Consider the following 17,018-nt stretch of genomic DNA (forward strand, 5'->3'; position numbering starts at 1 on the left):
CGCAGCACTGGACCTTGGGAAAAACCCGCCCCGACGTCGCGTCGGTGGCGGGTTTCCTTTTGTCGCGATCCGCGATGGCCTATTCGGCGGCCAGTCTATCCTGCGTCTTGGTCTCGAAATCGCTGGCGTCGTGGCGCTCATGCAGTTGCATGGCAGGCTCGCCGAAAGCGCGGTTGACCATGCGGCCGCGCTTGACCGCCGGTCGGGCGTCGATCGCCTTGGCCCAGCGTTGCACATGTGCGTATTCCTGCACGGATAGGAACTCGGCGGAATCATTGTACATGCGTCCGAGCGCCAGCCCGCCATACCAGGGCCACACGGCCATATCGGCGATGGAATAGTCCTTGCCGCCGAGATATTCAGTCTCGGCCAGCCGGCGGTCGAGCACATCCATCTGGCGTTTCACCTCCATCGAGAAGCGGTCGATGGCATATTCGAACTTTTCCGGCGCATAGGCGTAGAAATGGCCGAAGCCGCCGCCCAGATACGGCGCCGAGCCCATCTGCCAGAACAGCCAGGACAGCACTTCGGCGCGCGCCGGCTGTTCGGTAGGCAGGAATTCGCCGAACTTTTCGGCGAGATAGACCAGGATCGAACCGGATTCGAAGATGCGCACCGGCGTCTTGCCGCTGCGGTCCATCAGGGCCGGGATCTTGGAGTTGGGATTGACCTCGACGAAGCCGCTGCCGAACTGGTCGCCATCGTTGATCCGGATCAGCCAGGCATCGTATTCAGCGCCCTTGTGGCCGCGCGCCAGAAGCTCTTCCAGCATGACGGTGACCTTGACGCCGTTCGGCGTCGCCAGCGAATAGAGCTGCAACGGATGCTTGCCGACGGGCAGTTCCTTGTCTTGCGTCGGCCCGGCGATCGGCCGGTTGATGCTGGCAAAGGCTCCGCCGCTCGGCTTGTTCCAGGTCCATACTTTCGGCGGTGTGTAGTCGGTCATTTCGTGGCCTCGTGTCGGGGAAGGATGGCAGGTCGCCATAAACTAGGGCTGCGGATGTGTAAGTTCAACTTGCGTTGAACTATTATCGATGCCCGCATTGCCAACATCGGCAATTGGGCACTTCCTCACCCTTGCGCCTTCTCCTGCGTGGCATACCTATAGAAGATGTCACCAAAGCCCACCCAGGACAGAAGCATGACCATCAATCCCAATCCGCGCTCGGTCGTCGCCGTGCGGGCCACTGTCCCCGAAGATGCCTTTACGGCCGGGGCGCTCGGCACGCTCAGGGAAGGCAGCGGCGTCGTCATTCGCAACGACGGGCTGGTGCTGACCATCGGCTATCTCATCACGGAGGCGGAAGAAGTCTGGCTGACCAGTCATGACGGCCGCGTCATCCCCGCGCACGCGCTGGCCTACGACCAGGAATCGGGCTTCGGCCTGGTGCAGGCGCTGGCGCCGCTCGGCCTGCCGGCGGTGGCGCTGGGCGATGCCGGCAAGGCCAGGATCGGTGACGCCGTCGTGCTGGCCGACGGTATCGGTCAGTCTGTGCAGGCCAGGATCGTGACCAAGCAGGAATTCGCCGGCTATTGGGAATATCTGCTCGACGAGGCGATCTTCATTGCACCGGCGCACCCGTCCTGGGGCGGTGCCGGGCTGTTCGGCGCTGACGGCTCGCTGCTCGGCATCGGTTCGCTGCGCCTGCAGATGAGCCGCAACGGCGAGGTCGCCGATATCAACATGGTGGTGCCGATCGATCTTTTGCCGCCCATTCTCGACGACCTCCTGACACGCGGCCAGGTGGCCAAGCCGCCGCGCCCGTGGCTCGGCGCCCTGTCGGCCGAAAGCGACGGCAGAGTGGTGGTGATGAGCGTGACCGAGGGCGGCCCGGCGGCCAAGGCCGGCCTGCGCCAAGGCGACATCATCTCCGACATCCGGGACGGCGCGGTCGACGGGCTGGCCGATTTCTATCGCAAGCTGTGGGAGAGCGGCTCGGCGGGGGCCGAGATTCCAATGCGGGTGTTGCGCGACGGCCGCGAAACCTGGCTGCGCGTCAAATCGGCCGACCGCGGCAGTTTTCTGAAAAAGCCGCAACTGCAGTAGACGCGTCGATGGCGTCGGCGATGTCATCGGGTTGCCAATTCGCCCGACGGGCAGCCGCTCGGCCATCGCGGCCAGGGCCTCGGCGGGATTGCCAAGCGCCTGGCGCGCCTGCCGCAGCCGGTTCTCGCCGCGCCCGGCGATGATCACCTCGGCGCCGGCCTCGACGCAGCGCCGGGCCAGCGCCAGACCCATGCCAGAGCCGCCACCGACGATCAGGATTTTCTCATTTGAAATGCTCATTCGCTCTGCCTTTGCTTGGATGGAGAAGGGCAGGGAATTGGCAGTTCGGTACGGCAAGTGAAAACGGAAGAAACCGATAGCGCTATCGGAAGCGCCGATGATGCAGGGCGATCAGTTGCCGCAAGCGGTGAAGGCGGTGCCCGGGTTCCAGTCCTTGAAGGCGATGGTCTGGCCTTCGACCGAGACGGTCTTGTGCTTGGTGCTGCCGTCCGGCTGCTTTTCGCTGCCGGTGCCTTTGCCGGTCNGGCCTTCGACCGAGACGGTCTTGTGCTTGGTGCTGCCGTCCGGCTGCTTTTCGCTGCCGGTGCCTTTGCCGGTCAGGACATTGTACTCGCAGGCGCTTTCGGCATTCTCCTTCAAATAGTCATCATGGTCATAGGCGAAGCCGGCGACGATGAAGGCAGCGTCGCACCAGGCGATGGTCAGCGTCATGTCGGTCCGTTCGCTGCCGACCGGCATCGCCGGCAGGTAGAATTTGATCGAACCGTTGGGCAGCATCGTCAGTTCCGGCTCGGTGTCGGAGTTCTCGTAACCCGGCCGGTCGTAGCCGTTCCATTCCCCGTGGATCTGCTCGTGCACGGTTTCGACGGGCTTGAGGTAATTGTGCTCCTTGTCCCTGAGGAAGAAGTGGACATCCATCGGGTGGCCGGGCTCGGTCTCCACCACCATGGCGAGATCGACGGCGCCGTCGCCGTTGAAGTCCCCGGTCACCGCTGTGATGATCTTCCGGGTTTCGATTGGCTCGGCGAGGGCGGCCGTGGGGAGAGACAACACAAAGGCGAGCAACAGAGATTTCATGGCATATTCCCCCGGGAGCGAGATGGCGTGCCCGAGCACGAGCATGGCAGGTATTCCGAAATTTCATACAGCGGGGCCGGGAGAAAAATGTTCAGGTCGAGGGGCGCGAAGGAACGCCCTAGGCGCCCGCCAAGTTTGCTGCCGGAAACTGACAGCGACTCGTGCCATTCTGGTCGATGACGGGCAATGCCAGGGACGACAGAGAGGGAACTGATGGCGCGAGCGACACCGAAAGGACAGGCCGGCTAATGGCGCCGGTCAAGGTTGATCCCGACAAGGTCCATGAATTCCCGGATCCGGGCAGCTTCTACGCATGGCTCGGCAAGCACCACGCCACGGAAACCGAAGTGTGGATCAAGGTTCACAAGGTGGGGTCGGGACTGAAGTCGATCACCCCCAAGCAAGCCATCGACGTGGTGCTGTGCTTCGGCTGGATCGATGCGGTGCGCAAGGGGTTGGACGACAAGAGTTTCCTGCAGCGCTACACGCCGCGCGGTCGGAAGAGCATCTGGAGCCTGATCAACATCGACAATGTCGCGCGGCTGGTCGAGGAGGGCCGCATGACCGAGCATGGGCTCAAACAGGTCGAGGCGGCCAAGGCGGACGGGCGCTGGGCGCGCGCCTATGGCAGCGGCAAGGAGATGAAGATCCCCGATGATCTGCAAGCGGCAATCGACGCCGAACCCGCTGCGAAGGCGATGCTGGCAAAACTCAGTGCGCAGAACCGTTTCGCGCTCGCCTTCCGCACCCACAACATGAAGACCGAGGCCGGGCGCAAGAAGAAGATCGAGACGTTTGTGGCAATGCTGAAGCGCGGCGAGACGATCTACCCGCAAGGCAGGAAGTAAGGTTTGGGGTGGGCTGGTTTGGGCGCCAGTTCGTCTTCGGCACGGCAAGCCTGTCCGCACGGGATCCGGCGTTGCGCGAAGCGCTTCAGGATCTGAATCGTGAAATTGTTCCAACTGCTTGTTTTTGCGCAATTCGATGGTCGGCGCGTCGCGCGGCTGCTTCAGCAACGACATCGCCGGTGGACGAAGGACGGCACGGCGGCTACCCTTCGAAAGCCGCGACGATCGAGCGGCGGACGCTGGGAGTCGTTGCCGTTGAGAAGAGTTGCTTCGTGGACGATGGCGCTGGGTCTCATTGTCATCGTCGCGTGTGTGGGAGCCGGCGCCACGCTTGCCCAGACCTCGCCCGACCAGACGTCTCCCGACCTGGCTTCTCCCTCGGCCTCGCCGGCAAAAGAGATCTCGGTCGGGATCAAGGAGGCGCCGCCTTTTGCGTTCAAGCTGCAGGACGGCAGCTGGTCGGGATTGAGCATCGACCTCTGGCAGAAAATAGCCGGGCGGCTCAACCTTCGCTTCCGCTATGTCGAAGTGCCTGCCGTGCAGGACCAGATCGATGGCGTCGTCAACGGCAGGTTCGATGCGGCGATGGCCGCGATCACGGTCACGGCCGACCGCGAAAAGGCCGTCGACTTCACGCAGCCCTTCTTCACGACCGGGCTCGGCATTGCGACACCGCTCAACAACCAGCCGTCATGGCGGCCGGTGCTGCATGCCCTGACGTCGTTCGGCTTCCTGCAGGCGGTGCTGGGGCTGGTCATCATATCGGTGGTGGTCGGCGTCCTGATCTGGATGTTCGAACGTCGGCACAATGACGATTTCGGCGGCGGCGTCGCCAAGGGACTGTTTTCCAGCATGTGGTGGTCGACCATCGCCGCGACGCAAGCCAGCACCGGCGACTTCGGTCCGCGAACCGTGCCGGGGCGCGTGCTGGCCGCGCTCTGGATGATGGGATCGATCATTGCCATCGCGGTGTTCACCGCGGGCGTCACATCGGTGCTGACGGTGACGCAGATGGAAGGAATGGTGCAGGGCGAAAGCGATCTCGCCCAGGTCACGGTCGGCGCGGTGCAGAGCTCGTCGACGGCGTCCTATCTGGATTCGACCCAGATCCGTCATCAGGACTTTGCCTCGATCCAGCAGGGCCTCAACGCGCTTCGCGCCGGCAAGATCGATGCGCTGGTGCACGACAAGCCGCTGCTTGGCTGGCTGGTCGGGCAGAATTACGCGACGAGCCTGCAGGTTCTCGATGCGACCTTCGACCAGCAGCAATATGCCATTGCGCTGCCGCTCGGCAGCCCGTTGCGCAAGTCTCTCGATGTCGCCCTCCTGCAGACCATCGAAAGCGATTGGTGGAAACAGGCCGTCTTCCAGTATCTGGGCGAGAAGTAGTCGACAGGAACTTCCGCGGTGCGATGCGCTGGAAAAACCGCCCTCACTCTGCGAGAGAGGCGGCCCTTTCTTCAAGGATTGATGGTTGCTGTCACTGGTTCAGGTCGACCGGCGTCACGCCAAGAAGCTTCAGGGCGTTGGCGTAGGTCCTGATGCCTTGGGCCTGTTTGCGCTCGGCACAAAACCGGTTCGCCTTGTCCTGGAGCGCGGTTGCTTCGGCGATCTGGCTTGCGCTGGTGCCTGGGGTGGCCTTCGTTTGGATGGCCCCGTCGAGTTGAAGGCCGAGCTGGCTGCAATATTCGCTCCGGGTGACCGCAGCGTCCGCACCCGATTGTGCGACCGCCAGCATGGCGAGCGAAATGCCTGTCAGGGCACCGATCCATCCGGTCGAACGTCGTTGCATGTTTCGGGACCATTTCTTCGCGTTGTACAGCAGCCCGCTTGACCGCCGCGACGGTGGTTATGACAGGCGATGTTTTCGCGAGTTTTCCCGGATGTTGAATGTTGTTTCCGAAGTGTGTCTGGTGGAGCGTCTTCACCCTCCCCCTTGTGGGGAGGGTCGGNGGGGGGGGGGGGGGGGGGGGGGGGTCTTTTGCAGCGCCGCGCCCCCACCCCGTCCCACCGACCTTGCTTCGCAACCCCGGTGCGCCGACCCTCCCCACAAGGGGAGGTGAAGCGCTGCGGCGCTTGCGCCTCTTCCTTTGCGGCCCTCCTTCGCGTAAGGCGCCGGGCAAATCCTTTCACGCAAGCATATAGCCCGGACACCGCATGATCAGACTTGAAAGCATCAGCAAGCAGAACGGCCGTCAGCTTGTCTTCATCGAAGCGTCGGCGTCGCTGCAGAAGGGCGAGAAGGTCGGCCTCGTCGGGCCGAACGGCGCCGGCAAGACGACGCTGTTTCGCATGATCACCGGCCAGGAGCAGCCCGACGAAGGCCAGGTGCAGGTCGATCGCGGCGTCACCATCGGCTATTTCAGCCAGGATGTCGGCGACATGGAAGGCCACAGCGCTGTGGCCGAAGTGATGAACGGCGCCGGGCCGGTGTCCGAAGTCGCGGCCGAGATGGCAGCCCTCGAGGCGGCCATGGCCGATCCCGAGCAGGCCGACCGGACGGACGAGATCATCGAAAAATATGGCGAGGCGCAGCACCGCTTCGAGGAACTCGACGGTTATGCGCTGGATGGCCGCGCCCGCGAAGTGCTGGACGGTCTCGGCTTTTCGCAGGAGATGATGGACGGCGATGTCGGAAAGCTGTCCGGCGGCTGGAAGATGCGCGTGGCGCTGGCCCGCATCCTGTTGATGCGGCCCGACGCCATGCTGCTCGATGAGCCAAGCAACCATCTCGATCTGGAGAGCCTGATCTGGCTGGAGTCCTTCCTGAAAAATTATGACGGCGCGCTGCTGATGACCTCGCACGACCGCGAGTTCATGAACCGCATCGTCAACAAGGTGGTCGAGATCGATGGCGGTTCGCTGACCGGCTATTCCGGCAATTATGAATTCTACCAGCAGCAGCGGGCGATCGCCGACAAGCAGCAGCAGGCGCAGTTCGAACGCCAGCAGGCGATGCTGGCCAAGGAGATCGCCTTCATCGAGCGCTTCAAGGCGCGCGCCTCGCATGCCGCGCAGGTGCAGAGCCGGGTGAAGAAGCTGGACAAGATCGACCGCGTCGAGCCGCCCAAGCGCCGCCAGACGGTTTCGTTCGATTTCCTGCCGGCGCCGCGCTGCGGCGAGGATGTCGTGACGCTGAAGAACGTCCACAAAGGCTATGGCAGCCGCTCCATCTATGAGGGGCTCGACTTCCAGGTCCGCCGCCGCGAGCGCTGGTGCATCATGGGCGTCAACGGCGCCGGCAAGTCGACGCTCCTGAAGCTGGTCGCCGGCGCTTCCGAGCCCGACACCGGCACGGTGGCGCGCGGGCCAAGTGTCAAAATGGGTTATTTCGCCCAGCACGCGATGGAAGTGCTGGAAGGCGAGCGCACTGTGTTTCAGACACTGGAGGACGCGTTTCCGCAAGCTGGCCAGGCGCCGCTGCGGGCACTCGCCGGCTGCTTCGGTTTTTCCGGCGACGAGATCGAGAAGAAATGCCGTGTGCTGTCAGGCGGTGAGAAGGCGCGGTTGGTGATGGCGCTGATGCTGTTCGACCCGCCCAACCTTCTGGTGCTGGACGAGCCGACCAACCATCTCGACATCGCCACCAAGGAGATGCTGATCACCGCACTTTCGCAGTACGAGGGCACCATGCTGTTCGTCTCGCACGACCGACATTTTCTGGCGGCGCTTTCCAACCGCGTGCTGGAATTGACGCCCGAAGGCATCCACACCTATGGCGGTGGCTATACGGAATATGTCGAGCGGACGGGGCAGGAAGCGCCGGGATTGAGGAGCTAGGCCCTTACCGCAGCGAGATGCTCATGCCGCTGAGGTCGGCGTTGACCTGCAGGCCGACCTGCCTGCCCGTCAATTCGAGCCGGGCGCCCTTGTCGTTGCTCATGACGATCACCTGAGCCCCTTTGCCAAGCGCGCCGCCACCGCCTGCCGCACCATAGACCCCGGTCACATCCCGTGCGCGTTTGATGTGGCGCACGGTACCTTGAAAATAGGTTTTGGAGACGCCGAAGGCGAGACCGCCCGAGACGCCGCCGACCGAGATGGGATAGCGGCGGCCATGGAAGGTCAGCGTTCCTTCGCCTCCGGAGCCACCGACAAAGAAGGCAGCCTTGTAGACGGCGAAGCGGATCGTGCCGCTGTCGGCATGCGCGGCGCTGGCAAAGCCGATGCTCGCGGTGGCGATGGCGGCAACCGCGATGGAACGAAATCCGGATGAAATCTTCATGGTGAGAACTCCTCAATGTAGCCGCTTTGCCGGCCGCAGCGTCGGATCAAAGTTACAACTGAACAGTCTCGCCCGTGATTTGGTTCCAGGCCCCGCGATTTGGTTCCAGGCATGGGTTCGAATCCGGCGGCTGGAGGGCCGGGGAGAGGGCGGCGGGTTGCGAAGGGTGGGGAAGGCGCCCGACCGCAGCTATCGCCTTGCGGGATGAAGAGGTCTATGCAGGCCCTTCACAAGGCTCAGGAGAGGCTTCGGATGAGAATCGCAATCTGCCTCGCATTGACCGCGGCAGTGGCCGGATGCGCGACCTCCCCGGTCGACTATGAGGCGTCGCTTTCGCAGCAGGACCAGAAATGGGCTTCGCCGGCATGCCAGCAGGCCCGCAGGGCGGCTTCGGATTACGAGGCTCGCGAGAAAGAGCATCCGGGGTGGGGTTTCGGCGTCTTGCTTGGTCCATACTCGATGGGGCTCGTCGCAGCCATCAAGGAGCATGAGCAGAAGCAACGAAAGCTGTTCGCCCGCGAAGTGCACCTGCAATGTTCAAGCTTGCCGCTGCCGAAGGAACTGCAGGGCGATTTGAACCCTGGCGTGCCGCCGACGAAGTATCCATAGCCCTGCCGCGCCTTCCCGGCCCCAAAGGCACCGGGGCTGCGAAGCGGCGCGAGTGGAGAGCCGCCGTTGGACCTAAGCAGTCATGGCGCGATCAACATCAGCCAGTAAGTGCCAAGCAAGTCACCACTTGACCCGCAAGCCCAGTGAACCGGTCAGCGCATGACTGTCACCGAAGTCTTTGAGGCCCGTCCGGGCGGCGGCTTCGCCGAACACCGAGAACCTGTCGTCGGCCCAGTTGATCGTGCCGCCAATACCGAGGCCGCCCCAGAGTTGCTCGTTGCGGTTCGAAAGGGTGCTGCCGGCGAGGTCGACAGATGAGCCATCCTCAAAGTCGTAATAGAGGTTGGCGATGCCGTAGAGATTCGTGTGGCCGGCGCGGCCCGTGCGGTCCTGCCACTGCGTCTGATGGCCGAGCGAGAGGCCGAGGCGGCCAAGCAGGCTGTCGTTGGTGCCTGGGGTGACCCTCGCGCCAAAGGCGTCGGTGAAGNGCGAGAGGCCGAGGCGGCCAAGCAGGCTGTCGTTGGTGCCTGGGGTGACCCTCGCGCCAAAGGCGTCGGTGAAGGCGTCGAGGTCGACCGACGACCAAGCCAACTGGGCTTGCGGCGTCAGCGACCAATTGGGATCGAGCATGATGCGTTTGCCCGCTTCGACGCCGAGCGCGTAGCCGACACCGTTGTTGCCGTCGACGAGCCGCTGTCCGGCGGTCGCCGAATCGAGATTGCTGTCGTACCAGATCACCTGCGCCTGGCCGTCGAGGTAGAAGCCTTCCGCGCCGTACCAGGTCAGCGAGCCGGAAACCCCGGTGCCGGTGCTGTCGATCGACCCGCTGCCGAAGACCGACGAGACGTCGGCGGACACGGTGCCATACTGGAAGGCGACGCCGCCGATGAGCTGGCCGGCCGCGCTATCGGACAAAAGCATGTCGGCGCCGGTCTGCAGCCTCCAGGTCGATGTGTCATATGTCGTTGCGGTGGTGGAGCTTTCCGGATCGTAGGAGCCGCTGGTGCCCTCGATCCTGCCCCACAGCCCGATACCGGCCTCGGCCTTCACCTCGTCGGAGATTCCGTCGGCGCCTTGCGCTTCGATGGTCCAGGACCGGTTGCCGAGCCGCTGCTGCAGCGTGCCCAGCTGGTTGAAGGTCTGCAATACGCCCGCATAGGCCTCATAGAGCGGTGCGCCTGCCTGATAGAGCGGAGTTCCGGGTCCACCGCCATCGATCAAGGCAGAACGCAGATACCAGTCGCCGTCGCCGGTCGTGCTCGTGCCGTCCTGATAGAGCCTGTAGGCATAGGCGCCGCCGACCACCGCCTGATCGCCTTCGAAAGTATAGTTGCCCTTTAGCGAGAAGCTGCCATTCGAGACGCCGCCGACATCGACGATCTTGATGCCTTCGACCGTCTGCGCCCCGCCGCCGCCGAGATTGACAACCTGGAGCGTACCCGTGCCTGACGTATCCCCGGCGATAACCAGCATGTTGGTCTGCGAGTTGTCTGCACCCAGGGCGGTGCCGATGAGAATGTTGCCGCCATTGCCGACATAGTCGCCGCTGACGGTCAGCTTGCTTCCAAGGCTGCCGGCAATGCCCACGGTCCCGGCATTGGTCAGGCCAGCAATGGTCTGCGAAGTGCCGGCGAGATCGAGCGTGGCGCCTGAGGCGACCGAGAACTGCGAGGAGGAACTGAATGCGTTTTCTGCGCCTGCGGCAAGCGTGCCGCCGCTGACCGATGTGGCGCCGGTAAAGCCTGAGTTGCCGGACGCGAGCACCAGGGTGCCCTGGCCGTCCTTGATGAACGTGCCGGCACCCGAGAGCACGCCGGCATAGCTGGAGTTGGCGACCTGGTCGAAGGTGAAGGAGTTGCCCGCGCCGATAGAGACATCGCCACCGAAGCGCTCGGCCGCCGAGACGAGGCCACCCTGGTCGACGGTCCAGTCGAGCAGCGAGGTGCCGGCTAGCTTCAGCGTGCCGGCACCGTCCTTCACCATCGTGCCGGTGCCGGAGATATCGCCGGCAAAGCTGGCATCCGCCACCTGGTCGAACACGACAGTGCCGGAATTGCCGATGTCGCCACGGATCGAAGCCGCGTTGCCGACCAGCGTGCCGGCACTCACCAGCGTGTTGCCGCCATAGCTGTTCGTTTCGGTCAGCGTCAGCGTGCCGGCGCCGGTCTTGGCAAGATTGCCGGCACCCGAGATCGCGCCGGACAAAGTGAGGTCGGCCAAGGTGTCGAAGGTACCGCCGGGCGCCGCAAGCGTGATGTCTCGCGCCGAGGAGAAGACGGCGGTGTTGCGCAGCGTACCGCCGGAGAGGGTCAGGTCGCCGGCGGCGTCGCCGAGATTGTTGTCGGCCGCAACCGAAAGCACGCCGCCCGAGACGGCCGTTCCGCCTGTGTAGGTGTTGGCGCCCGACAGCACCAGCGTGCCGGCATCGGTCTTGGTCAGGCTGCTCGCCCCGGTCAGCACGGAGGCGATGGTGGCGGTATAGCCTGCTCCGGCCAAGGTGCCGTCGCCGACCCGAATGATGCTCTCGCCGCCAGCGCCGGCAAGCGTGATGGCGTCTCCCTCGATGCGATAGCCGTCGGCGGCGAACTGCATTCCGGTGACCGCAAGCTCGCCAGCGCTGTCGTCGGCGCTGACGGTACCGCCAAGTGTCTGGAAGATGGCGAAACCGGGCTGCGGCTTCATCGCGCCTGTCACCAAGCCGGTGCTCGTCGTCCAGTTCGGGCTCGTCGCCGTCCAGGTGCCGTTGCCACCGTCGACCAGATTGTTGTTGGCATTCCCGGCCGCGTCACCGTCCCAGAACAACAGGTCATTGCCGGCGCTGCTGACCAGATTGACCTGGTTGGCGACCGAGGTCTGCACCGTCAGGTCGGCTGTCGTTACGCCGGCCGGCAGATTGCCCAACTCGAGGCCGTTGTCGGTCAGCGCGCCGCCATAATTGATCAGCCGGTAGACACCGGGGCCGAAGCCGCCGACATCGGTAATGTCGAGGCTGCCGTCCAGCGTCAGGTTTCCGGTCACCTCAATCAGGTCATTGACGCCGCCGCCGACAATGCCGGCTTGGCCAAGCTCATAATCAAGGATCGAGCCGGAGCTCAGGCTGAGCGATCCGACCGTGAGGGTGCCAGGGCTGGACCCCGGCGCCAGCATGCCGCCATCGGCGATGATGACCGCGCCGCCGATCGAGCCGGAGCCGCCCAGCGTCGCACCGCTGTTGACCGTCGTCTGCGAGCTGCCGAGCGAACCCTCACGACAAGCTTGCCGGCCTCGACCGTCGTCGGGCCGCTGAGAGTGCTGGTTCCCGTAAGGCTCAGATTGCCAAGACCCTGCTTGGTAAGGGAGCCGCTGCCATCGATGGAGCCGGCAAAGGTGGCGTCGGTCGGCTGGTCGAAGACGAGCGCTCCGTCGTTGAGGATTCCGCCGGTGCCGAGGCTCGAGGCTTGACCGATCAACGTGCCGCCGGTGATCACCGTGCCGCCGCTGTAGCTGTTCAGGCCGGTCAGTGTCGTGCTGCACGAGCCCTGCTGAACCACCGCGCCGCTGCCTGAGATCGTACCATCGACGATCAATGCATCTGAGCGGTTGAATGTCAGCGTGCTGTCGTCGAGGACATTGCCGACAATGCTGCCGCCATCGCCGACTTGGAGCGTGCCGTTATTGATGACAGTGCCGCCGGTGTAAGTGTTGGCGCCCGACAAAACCATCGTCCCGCCGCCTGCTTTCGTGAGACCGCCTGCTCCGGAGATGACATTGCTGAGCGTGAGGATCGTGCCGACATCAGTCAGAAACGTTCCGCCTCCTGTCAGGGCGATTGTCCGGCCGCTGGTGATGTCGGCGGTCGTCTGCAGTGTGCCGCCACTGAAGGTCAACCCGCCGGAGGCGGCGCCCAGATTGTTGTCATTCGAAATTTGCAGGGCCCCGCTGCTCAAAGTCCAGGGCGTAAGGGCGGTCGTCGTCCCCGTCAGTGTCCAGGTGCTGCTTCCTGTCTTTTCATACAATCCGAAGCCGTCGTATTTGGCGCCAGCGCCGATCTTGGACACATCAAAACTGGCGCTGCTGTCGCCGCCCAGCTTGAAAGTGTCGGCAGTGCTGAATGCAACCACATTGCCGCCGATTACCGAGCTCGCTTGAAGCTCCAGAGAATTAACTCCGCCTGTGAACTCGATAGCCTTGCCGGTGATCGGAGTTCCACCACCGGCGCCGACGGCGCCGCCGCTGATCGTGCCCGCATTGATAACCGCGATGTTGGCGCCCTTGATCCCCGCTGCGCCATCGCCGCCTGCCAAGGAGCCCTGGCCGCCACTGCCGCCAATAATCGTCGCACCTTGATTGTTGATGACGGTTCCACCTGAGAGCAGCAGAACAGCGGCGCCACCGTCCCCACCGCCGCCGAGAAGGGCTCTTCCGCCGGCGCCCCCCAGCAGATTCCCGCTGTTCTGGATTGTCCCGCCGCCGATCAGGACGATGGCAGCCGCGCCGCCGCCGCCGCCTGCTTGGGCCCCAACTGTAGAGCCACTAGTGCCACCGGTAACGCTGCCGCCCGCCTCTACAACGACATTTGCGGACGAGAATATGCCGACGCCGCCACCACCGCTGCCGCTGTTGCCACTGTTCCCACCTCGGCCACCAGTGCCACCAACCACCGATCCTGTGCCAGTAACCGTAACGTCGGCCGTGGCACTGACGCCCACACCGCCACCACCGCCGCCGCCGCTCCTGACGACGCTGTTTGTGCCAGGTGAGCCCGAAGCGCCGGCTCCGCCGCTGATGCTGGTTGCAATGGTCCCGTCTGTGGAGATGACCAGACCCGTAGCACCAGTCGCACCGGCAACGCCGTTTGGGTTGTTGGCTGTCGAGCTTCCCGATCCCGACCCTCCGGGCGCACCATTGCCCGTCGTGAGATCAACGCCGCCACCACCGCCGCCCGCGGTAGCGCCATTGGGGACATTCTGACCCGTGGCACCCGCTAGTGCACCGTCCACACCCCCTTGTCCGGCGCCTACGCCGCTTCCATTGCCGCCATCGGCCCAAGCGGGCGCGACATTCAGCGCGAGTGTGACAGCAAGGATCGCAAGGGCGGAAGCGCTGCAGCGAAGCGACACGTCCTGCTGCAAGCGCGCGAGGCGCAAAACCCAAATCCCGTCGCGCGCCAAAATCCGCTCCGCCATGCCTAAGCTCCCTGATTCCTGAGTGCGCCGAAGGCAGCATGAAAGCTATTCGCCCGCAAGACGTTTATAGTCACGAGAGCTACCAAGAAGCTAACAGTGACCAGTAAAATCAAGTCTGCGACGTTTGAGTGACAGATAATACGTCGATATTAGATCTAGCTTATCAAAGAGACCTTACGGAATCGCGAGAACAATCTCGCCGCATGGGTCTGCAGGGAAATTTTCGGAGCTCCTGGCCCTCAGCGATCCCATCGAGTGAGCTCGAAGGCTGCCCAGCGCAAGCCGGGTGGACAGAGCGTCATCACTGGACCGGGATTTCCCCCTCACGCCATACCCCTGTCGCCGCGGGGGCCTCAGCGATGTCAGCTACTGGGATGCGGCTACAGTCTGTTCGATGACCGACATGAGGCACGAAGCAGACTTCCTCCCGGTCGGACGCAATAGCGCTTCGTAGAATTACGGTGACAGTGTAAATTACGGCGGCAGTGCACTTTTTACCCTGTCAGTTGTCGCCTTACCCCCCGGCCAGCCTCGGCAGCAAAAAAATCTCCGCCCCCGCCGGCAGCTTCTTCGACCACGTATCGCGATAGATCGTCCCGTCGATCGCAACCGCGATGCCTTTCTCGATCCAGGGCTCGAGGCCGGGATACTGTTCAGCCAGCTTCCTGAACAGCTCCCTTATGTCCTTGGCCTCGATCTCGACCTTGCTGTTGCCTCCGGTGGTCGCGGCGAGCGAGCCCCAGAGCGTTACTTCGACCATTCGCGAGACCCCTATTCGGGATGGAGCATGATGTTATCCGAAAACCGCTTCGCACTTTTCGGCATCATGCTCTAGCCGCCTCGATCGCCGCCAGGATGCGCGGCGGCGACATCGGGATGTGCGTCATGCGCACGCCCGCGGCGTTCGACACCGCATTGGCGATGGCCGCCAGCGGCGGCACGATCGACGTCTCGCCGACGCCGCGCACCCCGTAGGGGTGGTTGGGGTTGGGGATTTCGAGGATCTGCGTGTCGATCATCGGCAGGTCCGAGCAGACCGGGATGCGGTAGTCGAGGAAGCCGGCGTTCTGCAGCCGCCCGTCCTTGCCGTAGATATACTCCTCGTTGAGCGCCCAGCCGATGCCTTGCGCGGCACCGCCCTGGTACTGCCCCTCGACATAGGTCGGGTGCACCGCCTTGCCGGCGTCCTGCACGACCGTGTAGCGGATGACCCTGGCGGCGCCGGTATCGGGATCGACCTCGATATCGCAGATATGGGTGGCGAAGGAGACGCCGGCGCCATCGGCGACGAGTTCGCTGTGGCCGGCGATCGGTCCGCCCGTCTTGCCCGATTCGACCGCGATCTCCTTCAGCGACAGCTTGCCGAGATTGCCGTGCTTCTCGCCCTTGGCGATCGCGTGGCCCTTTTCCCAGACCACGTCGTCGACGGCAATGTCCCACATCTGCGCGGCGCGTTCGCGCAGGATCTTGATCGCATTGCGGGCGGCCGAGATCGTCGCCATGGAAGACGAGAAGGTGCCGCGGCTGCCGTCCGTCATGTCGTTGTAGCCGAGGCTGGAGGTGTCGGCGACGATTGCCTTGACCTGGGAATAGTCGATGCCGAGTTCCTCCGCCGCCACCAGCGACAGCGACGCGCGCGAACCGCCGACATCGACCGTGCCGACGGCCAGCGAGACCGAGCCGTCCATGCCGATGTTGAGGTCGGTGCAGGTCTGGCCGCCGAAGTTGAACCAGAAACCGCAAGCCATGCCGCGGCCCTGGTTCGGGCCCAGCGGCGCCTTCATGTGCGGATGGCTCTTCACCGCCTCGAGCGTCGGGCCGATGCCGATCGGGCCGTAGACCGGACCGTAGGAGGATCTTGTGCCTTCCTGCGCGGCGTTTTTGATCCGGAAGTCGACCGGATCCATGCCGATCTTCTTGGCCAGCTCGTCAACAGCGCTTTCCACCGCGAACGCCGCCATGGGCGCGGAGGGCGCGCGGTAGGCCGCGGTCTTGGGCCGGTTGACCAGCACTTCGTAGCCCACCGTCTTGACGTTATCGAGCTTGTAGCAGGCGAAGGCCGTCATCGCGCCGATCTCGGCCCAGGAGCCGGCATACGGGCCGCAGCTGTAGCGCAGCGTCGCTTCGGCGGCGGTGATCGTGCCGTCCTTGCGGGCGCCGATCTTCACGTCGATCGAGGTGGCACTGGTCGGGCCCGAGGCGCGGAACACCTCGTCGCGGGTCATCACCAGCTTGACCGGCCGGCCGGCCTTGCGCGACAGCGCCAGCGCCACCGGCTCGGCCCAGACATGGGTCTTGCCGCCAAAACCGCCGCCGATCTCCGAGGAGGTGACGCGCAGTTTCGAGGCTTCCATGCCAAGCAGCTGGGCGCAGTGCTGGCGGTAGACGAAATGGCCCTGCGTGCAGACCCAGAGGTCGGCGGTGCCGTCGGAGCTGAAATTCGCCACGCAGGCATGCGGCTCGATATAGCCCTGGTGCGTCTGCTCGGTCTTGAAGGAGCGCTCGACGATGAAGTCGGCGTGGCCGAAACCCTGATGGACGTCGCCATGGCCAAACTGGCTGCGCTTGGTGACGTTGGAGGGTTTTACCGGCTTCTCCTCGAGACCCTCGGTGAAGATGGCATCATTGATCAAGGGCGCCGTGTGCTTCGCCGCCTCGTCGACATCGGTGACATGCGGCAGCAGCTCGTATTCGATCTCGATGAGCTTCAGCGCCTGCCTGGCGGTGCGGGCGTCGATCGCAGCGACCGCGGCCACCGCGTGGCCGTCATAGAGCGCTTTCGTGCGCGCCATGCAATTGTCGAGGACGTCGTACATGGCGGCATCGCCATCGGTGAGATCGGGCAGGTCGGCCGCGGTGATCACCGCCTTGACGCCGGCGAGCTTTTCCGCCTTCGAAATGTCGATCTTGGCGATCCTGGCGTGGGCGTGCGGGCTTCTGAGGACGCGCCCGACCAGCTGGCCGGCCATGTTGAAGTCCGCACCGTAGCGGGCACGACCCGTCACCTTGTCGACGCCGTCGGGGCGGATCGGACGTGTGCCTACCGATGCGAAGTTGCGGGCCGAATAACGCGGATCGAAATTCAT

13 protein-coding genes and 1 pseudogene are annotated in these 17,018 nt (G+C 64.1%); 5 read left to right on the forward strand and 9 right to left on the reverse strand.

From position 1 onward, the window contains the following. Positions 1–79: 79 nt before the first annotated feature. Positions 80–946: a glutathione-dependent disulfide-bond oxidoreductase gene (gene yghU, locus X735_RS140985; protein WP_023813336.1), complete on the reverse strand. Its 867-nt coding sequence runs from the start codon at positions 944–946 to the stop codon at positions 80–82. 195 nt (positions 947–1,141) lie between these two features. On the opposite strand from yghU, the gene X735_RS140980 reads away from it, so the two are divergent. Continuing rightward, positions 1,142–2,047: a S1C family serine protease gene (locus X735_RS140980; RefSeq protein WP_013530631.1), complete on the forward strand. Its 906-nt coding sequence runs from the start codon at positions 1,142–1,144 to the stop codon at positions 2,045–2,047. A gap of 87 nt (positions 2,048–2,134) precedes the next feature. Here the strand turns inward: X735_RS140980 and X735_RS1000000170325 are convergent. Beyond that, a pseudogene (locus X735_RS1000000170325) lies at positions 2,135–2,287 on the reverse strand (SDR family NAD(P)-dependent oxidoreductase); the annotation flags it as partial. 111 nt (positions 2,288–2,398) lie between these two features. Further along, entirely contained in the window at positions 2,399–3,085 is a 687-nt protein-coding gene (locus X735_RS140975) for a hypothetical protein (RefSeq protein WP_031213632.1), read from the reverse strand. Positions 3,086–3,333: 248 nt separating this feature from the next. On the opposite strand from X735_RS140975, the gene X735_RS140970 reads away from it, so the two are divergent. Together X735_RS140970 and X735_RS140965 are read left to right on the forward strand one after the other, a co-directional pair. Next, complete coding sequence (locus X735_RS140970) at positions 3,334–3,933, forward strand: YdeI/OmpD-associated family protein (RefSeq protein WP_023813338.1); 600 nt, start codon at positions 3,334–3,336, stop codon at positions 3,931–3,933. Between the two features lie 255 nt (positions 3,934–4,188). Next, positions 4,189–5,322: a transporter substrate-binding domain-containing protein gene (locus X735_RS140965; RefSeq protein ID WP_245273287.1), complete on the forward strand. Its 1,134-nt coding sequence runs from the start codon at positions 4,189–4,191 to the stop codon at positions 5,320–5,322. Between the two features lie 91 nt (positions 5,323–5,413). On the opposite strand, the gene X735_RS140960 is transcribed toward X735_RS140965, so the two are convergent. Further along, complete coding sequence (locus X735_RS140960; protein ID WP_023813340.1) at positions 5,414–5,725, reverse strand: hypothetical protein; 312 nt, start codon at positions 5,723–5,725, stop codon at positions 5,414–5,416. A 365-nt stretch (positions 5,726–6,090) separates the two neighbouring features. Here X735_RS140960 and abc-f point away from each other — a divergent pair, with 365 nt between their 5' ends. Further along, positions 6,091–7,713 (forward strand): ribosomal protection-like ABC-F family protein, encoded by a 1,623-nt coding sequence (abc-f, locus tag X735_RS140955; protein ID WP_023813341.1) that lies wholly within the window; start codon positions 6,091–6,093, stop codon positions 7,711–7,713. A gap of 4 nt (positions 7,714–7,717) precedes the next feature. Here abc-f and X735_RS140950 read toward each other — a convergent pair whose 3' ends face one another. Then, on the reverse strand, positions 7,718–8,158 hold the full coding sequence (locus tag X735_RS140950; RefSeq protein ID WP_023813342.1) for a hypothetical protein: 441 nt from the start codon (positions 8,156–8,158) through the stop codon (positions 7,718–7,720). A gap of 252 nt (positions 8,159–8,410) precedes the next feature. On the opposite strand from X735_RS140950, the gene X735_RS140945 reads away from it, so the two are divergent. Next, positions 8,411–8,767, forward strand: a complete 357-nt coding sequence (locus X735_RS140945; protein WP_031213633.1) for a hypothetical protein — start codon at positions 8,411–8,413, stop codon at positions 8,765–8,767. A 120-nt stretch (positions 8,768–8,887) separates the two neighbouring features. Here X735_RS140945 and X735_RS1000000166875 read toward each other — a convergent pair whose 3' ends face one another. The 4 genes from X735_RS1000000166875 to X735_RS140935 all read right to left on the reverse strand — a co-directional run bounded on the left by X735_RS1000000166875 (position 8,888) and on the right by X735_RS140935 (position 17,018). After that, positions 8,888–11,914 (reverse strand): autotransporter outer membrane beta-barrel domain-containing protein, encoded by a 3,027-nt coding sequence (locus X735_RS1000000166875; RefSeq protein WP_023813344.1) that lies wholly within the window; start codon positions 11,912–11,914, stop codon positions 8,888–8,890. After that, positions 11,860–13,932 carry an autotransporter-associated beta strand repeat-containing protein gene (locus X735_RS1000000166880; RefSeq protein WP_023813345.1) on the reverse strand — a complete coding sequence of 691 codons (2,073 nt, stop codon included), beginning with the start codon at positions 13,930–13,932 and terminating at the stop codon, positions 11,860–11,862. The genes X735_RS1000000166875 and X735_RS1000000166880 overlap by 55 nt, the downstream gene beginning before the upstream one ends. 514 nt (positions 13,933–14,446) lie before the next feature. Then, entirely contained in the window at positions 14,447–14,692 is a 246-nt protein-coding gene (locus X735_RS140940; RefSeq protein ID WP_023813346.1) for a MoaD/ThiS family protein, read from the reverse strand. Between the two features lie 64 nt (positions 14,693–14,756). Beyond that, entirely contained in the window at positions 14,757–17,018 is a 2,262-nt protein-coding gene (locus X735_RS140935) for a xanthine dehydrogenase family protein molybdopterin-binding subunit (protein ID WP_023813347.1), read from the reverse strand.

This window comes from Mesorhizobium sp. L2C084A000 (assembly GCF_000502875.1).
Lineage (GTDB): Bacteria > Pseudomonadota > Alphaproteobacteria > Rhizobiales > Rhizobiaceae > Mesorhizobium.

Bases quoted from the DNA above. Each gene is read 5' to 3' on its own strand.
- X735_RS140945 (WP_031213633.1), top strand. From the start codon at position 8,411: ATGAGAATCGCAATCTGCCTCGCATTGACCGCGGCAGTGGCCGGATGC.
- abc-f (WP_023813341.1), top strand. From the start codon at position 6,091: ATGATCAGACTTGAAAGCATCAGCAAGCAGAACGGCCGTCAGCTTGTC.
- X735_RS140940 (WP_023813346.1), bottom strand. From the start codon at position 14,692: ATGGTCGAAGTAACGCTCTGGGGCTCGCTCGCCGCGACCACCGGAGGC.
- X735_RS140970 (WP_023813338.1), top strand. From the start codon at position 3,334: ATGGCGCCGGTCAAGGTTGATCCCGACAAGGTCCATGAATTCCCGGAT.
- X735_RS140980 (WP_013530631.1), top strand. From the start codon at position 1,142: ATGACCATCAATCCCAATCCGCGCTCGGTCGTCGCCGTGCGGGCCACT.
- X735_RS1000000166880 (WP_023813345.1), bottom strand. From the start codon at position 13,932: ATGGCGGAGCGGATTTTGGCGCGCGACGGGATTTGGGTTTTGCGCCTC.
- X735_RS140960 (WP_023813340.1), bottom strand. From the start codon at position 5,725: ATGCAACGACGTTCGACCGGATGGATCGGTGCCCTGACAGGCATTTCG.
- X735_RS140950 (WP_023813342.1), bottom strand. From the start codon at position 8,158: ATGAAGATTTCATCCGGATTTCGTTCCATCGCGGTTGCCGCCATCGCC.
- X735_RS140935 (WP_023813347.1), bottom strand. From the start codon at position 17,018: ATGAATTTCGATCCGCGTTATTCGGCCCGCAACTTCGCATCGGTAGGC.
- yghU (WP_023813336.1), bottom strand. From the start codon at position 946: ATGACCGACTACACACCGCCGAAAGTATGGACCTGGAACAAGCCGAGC.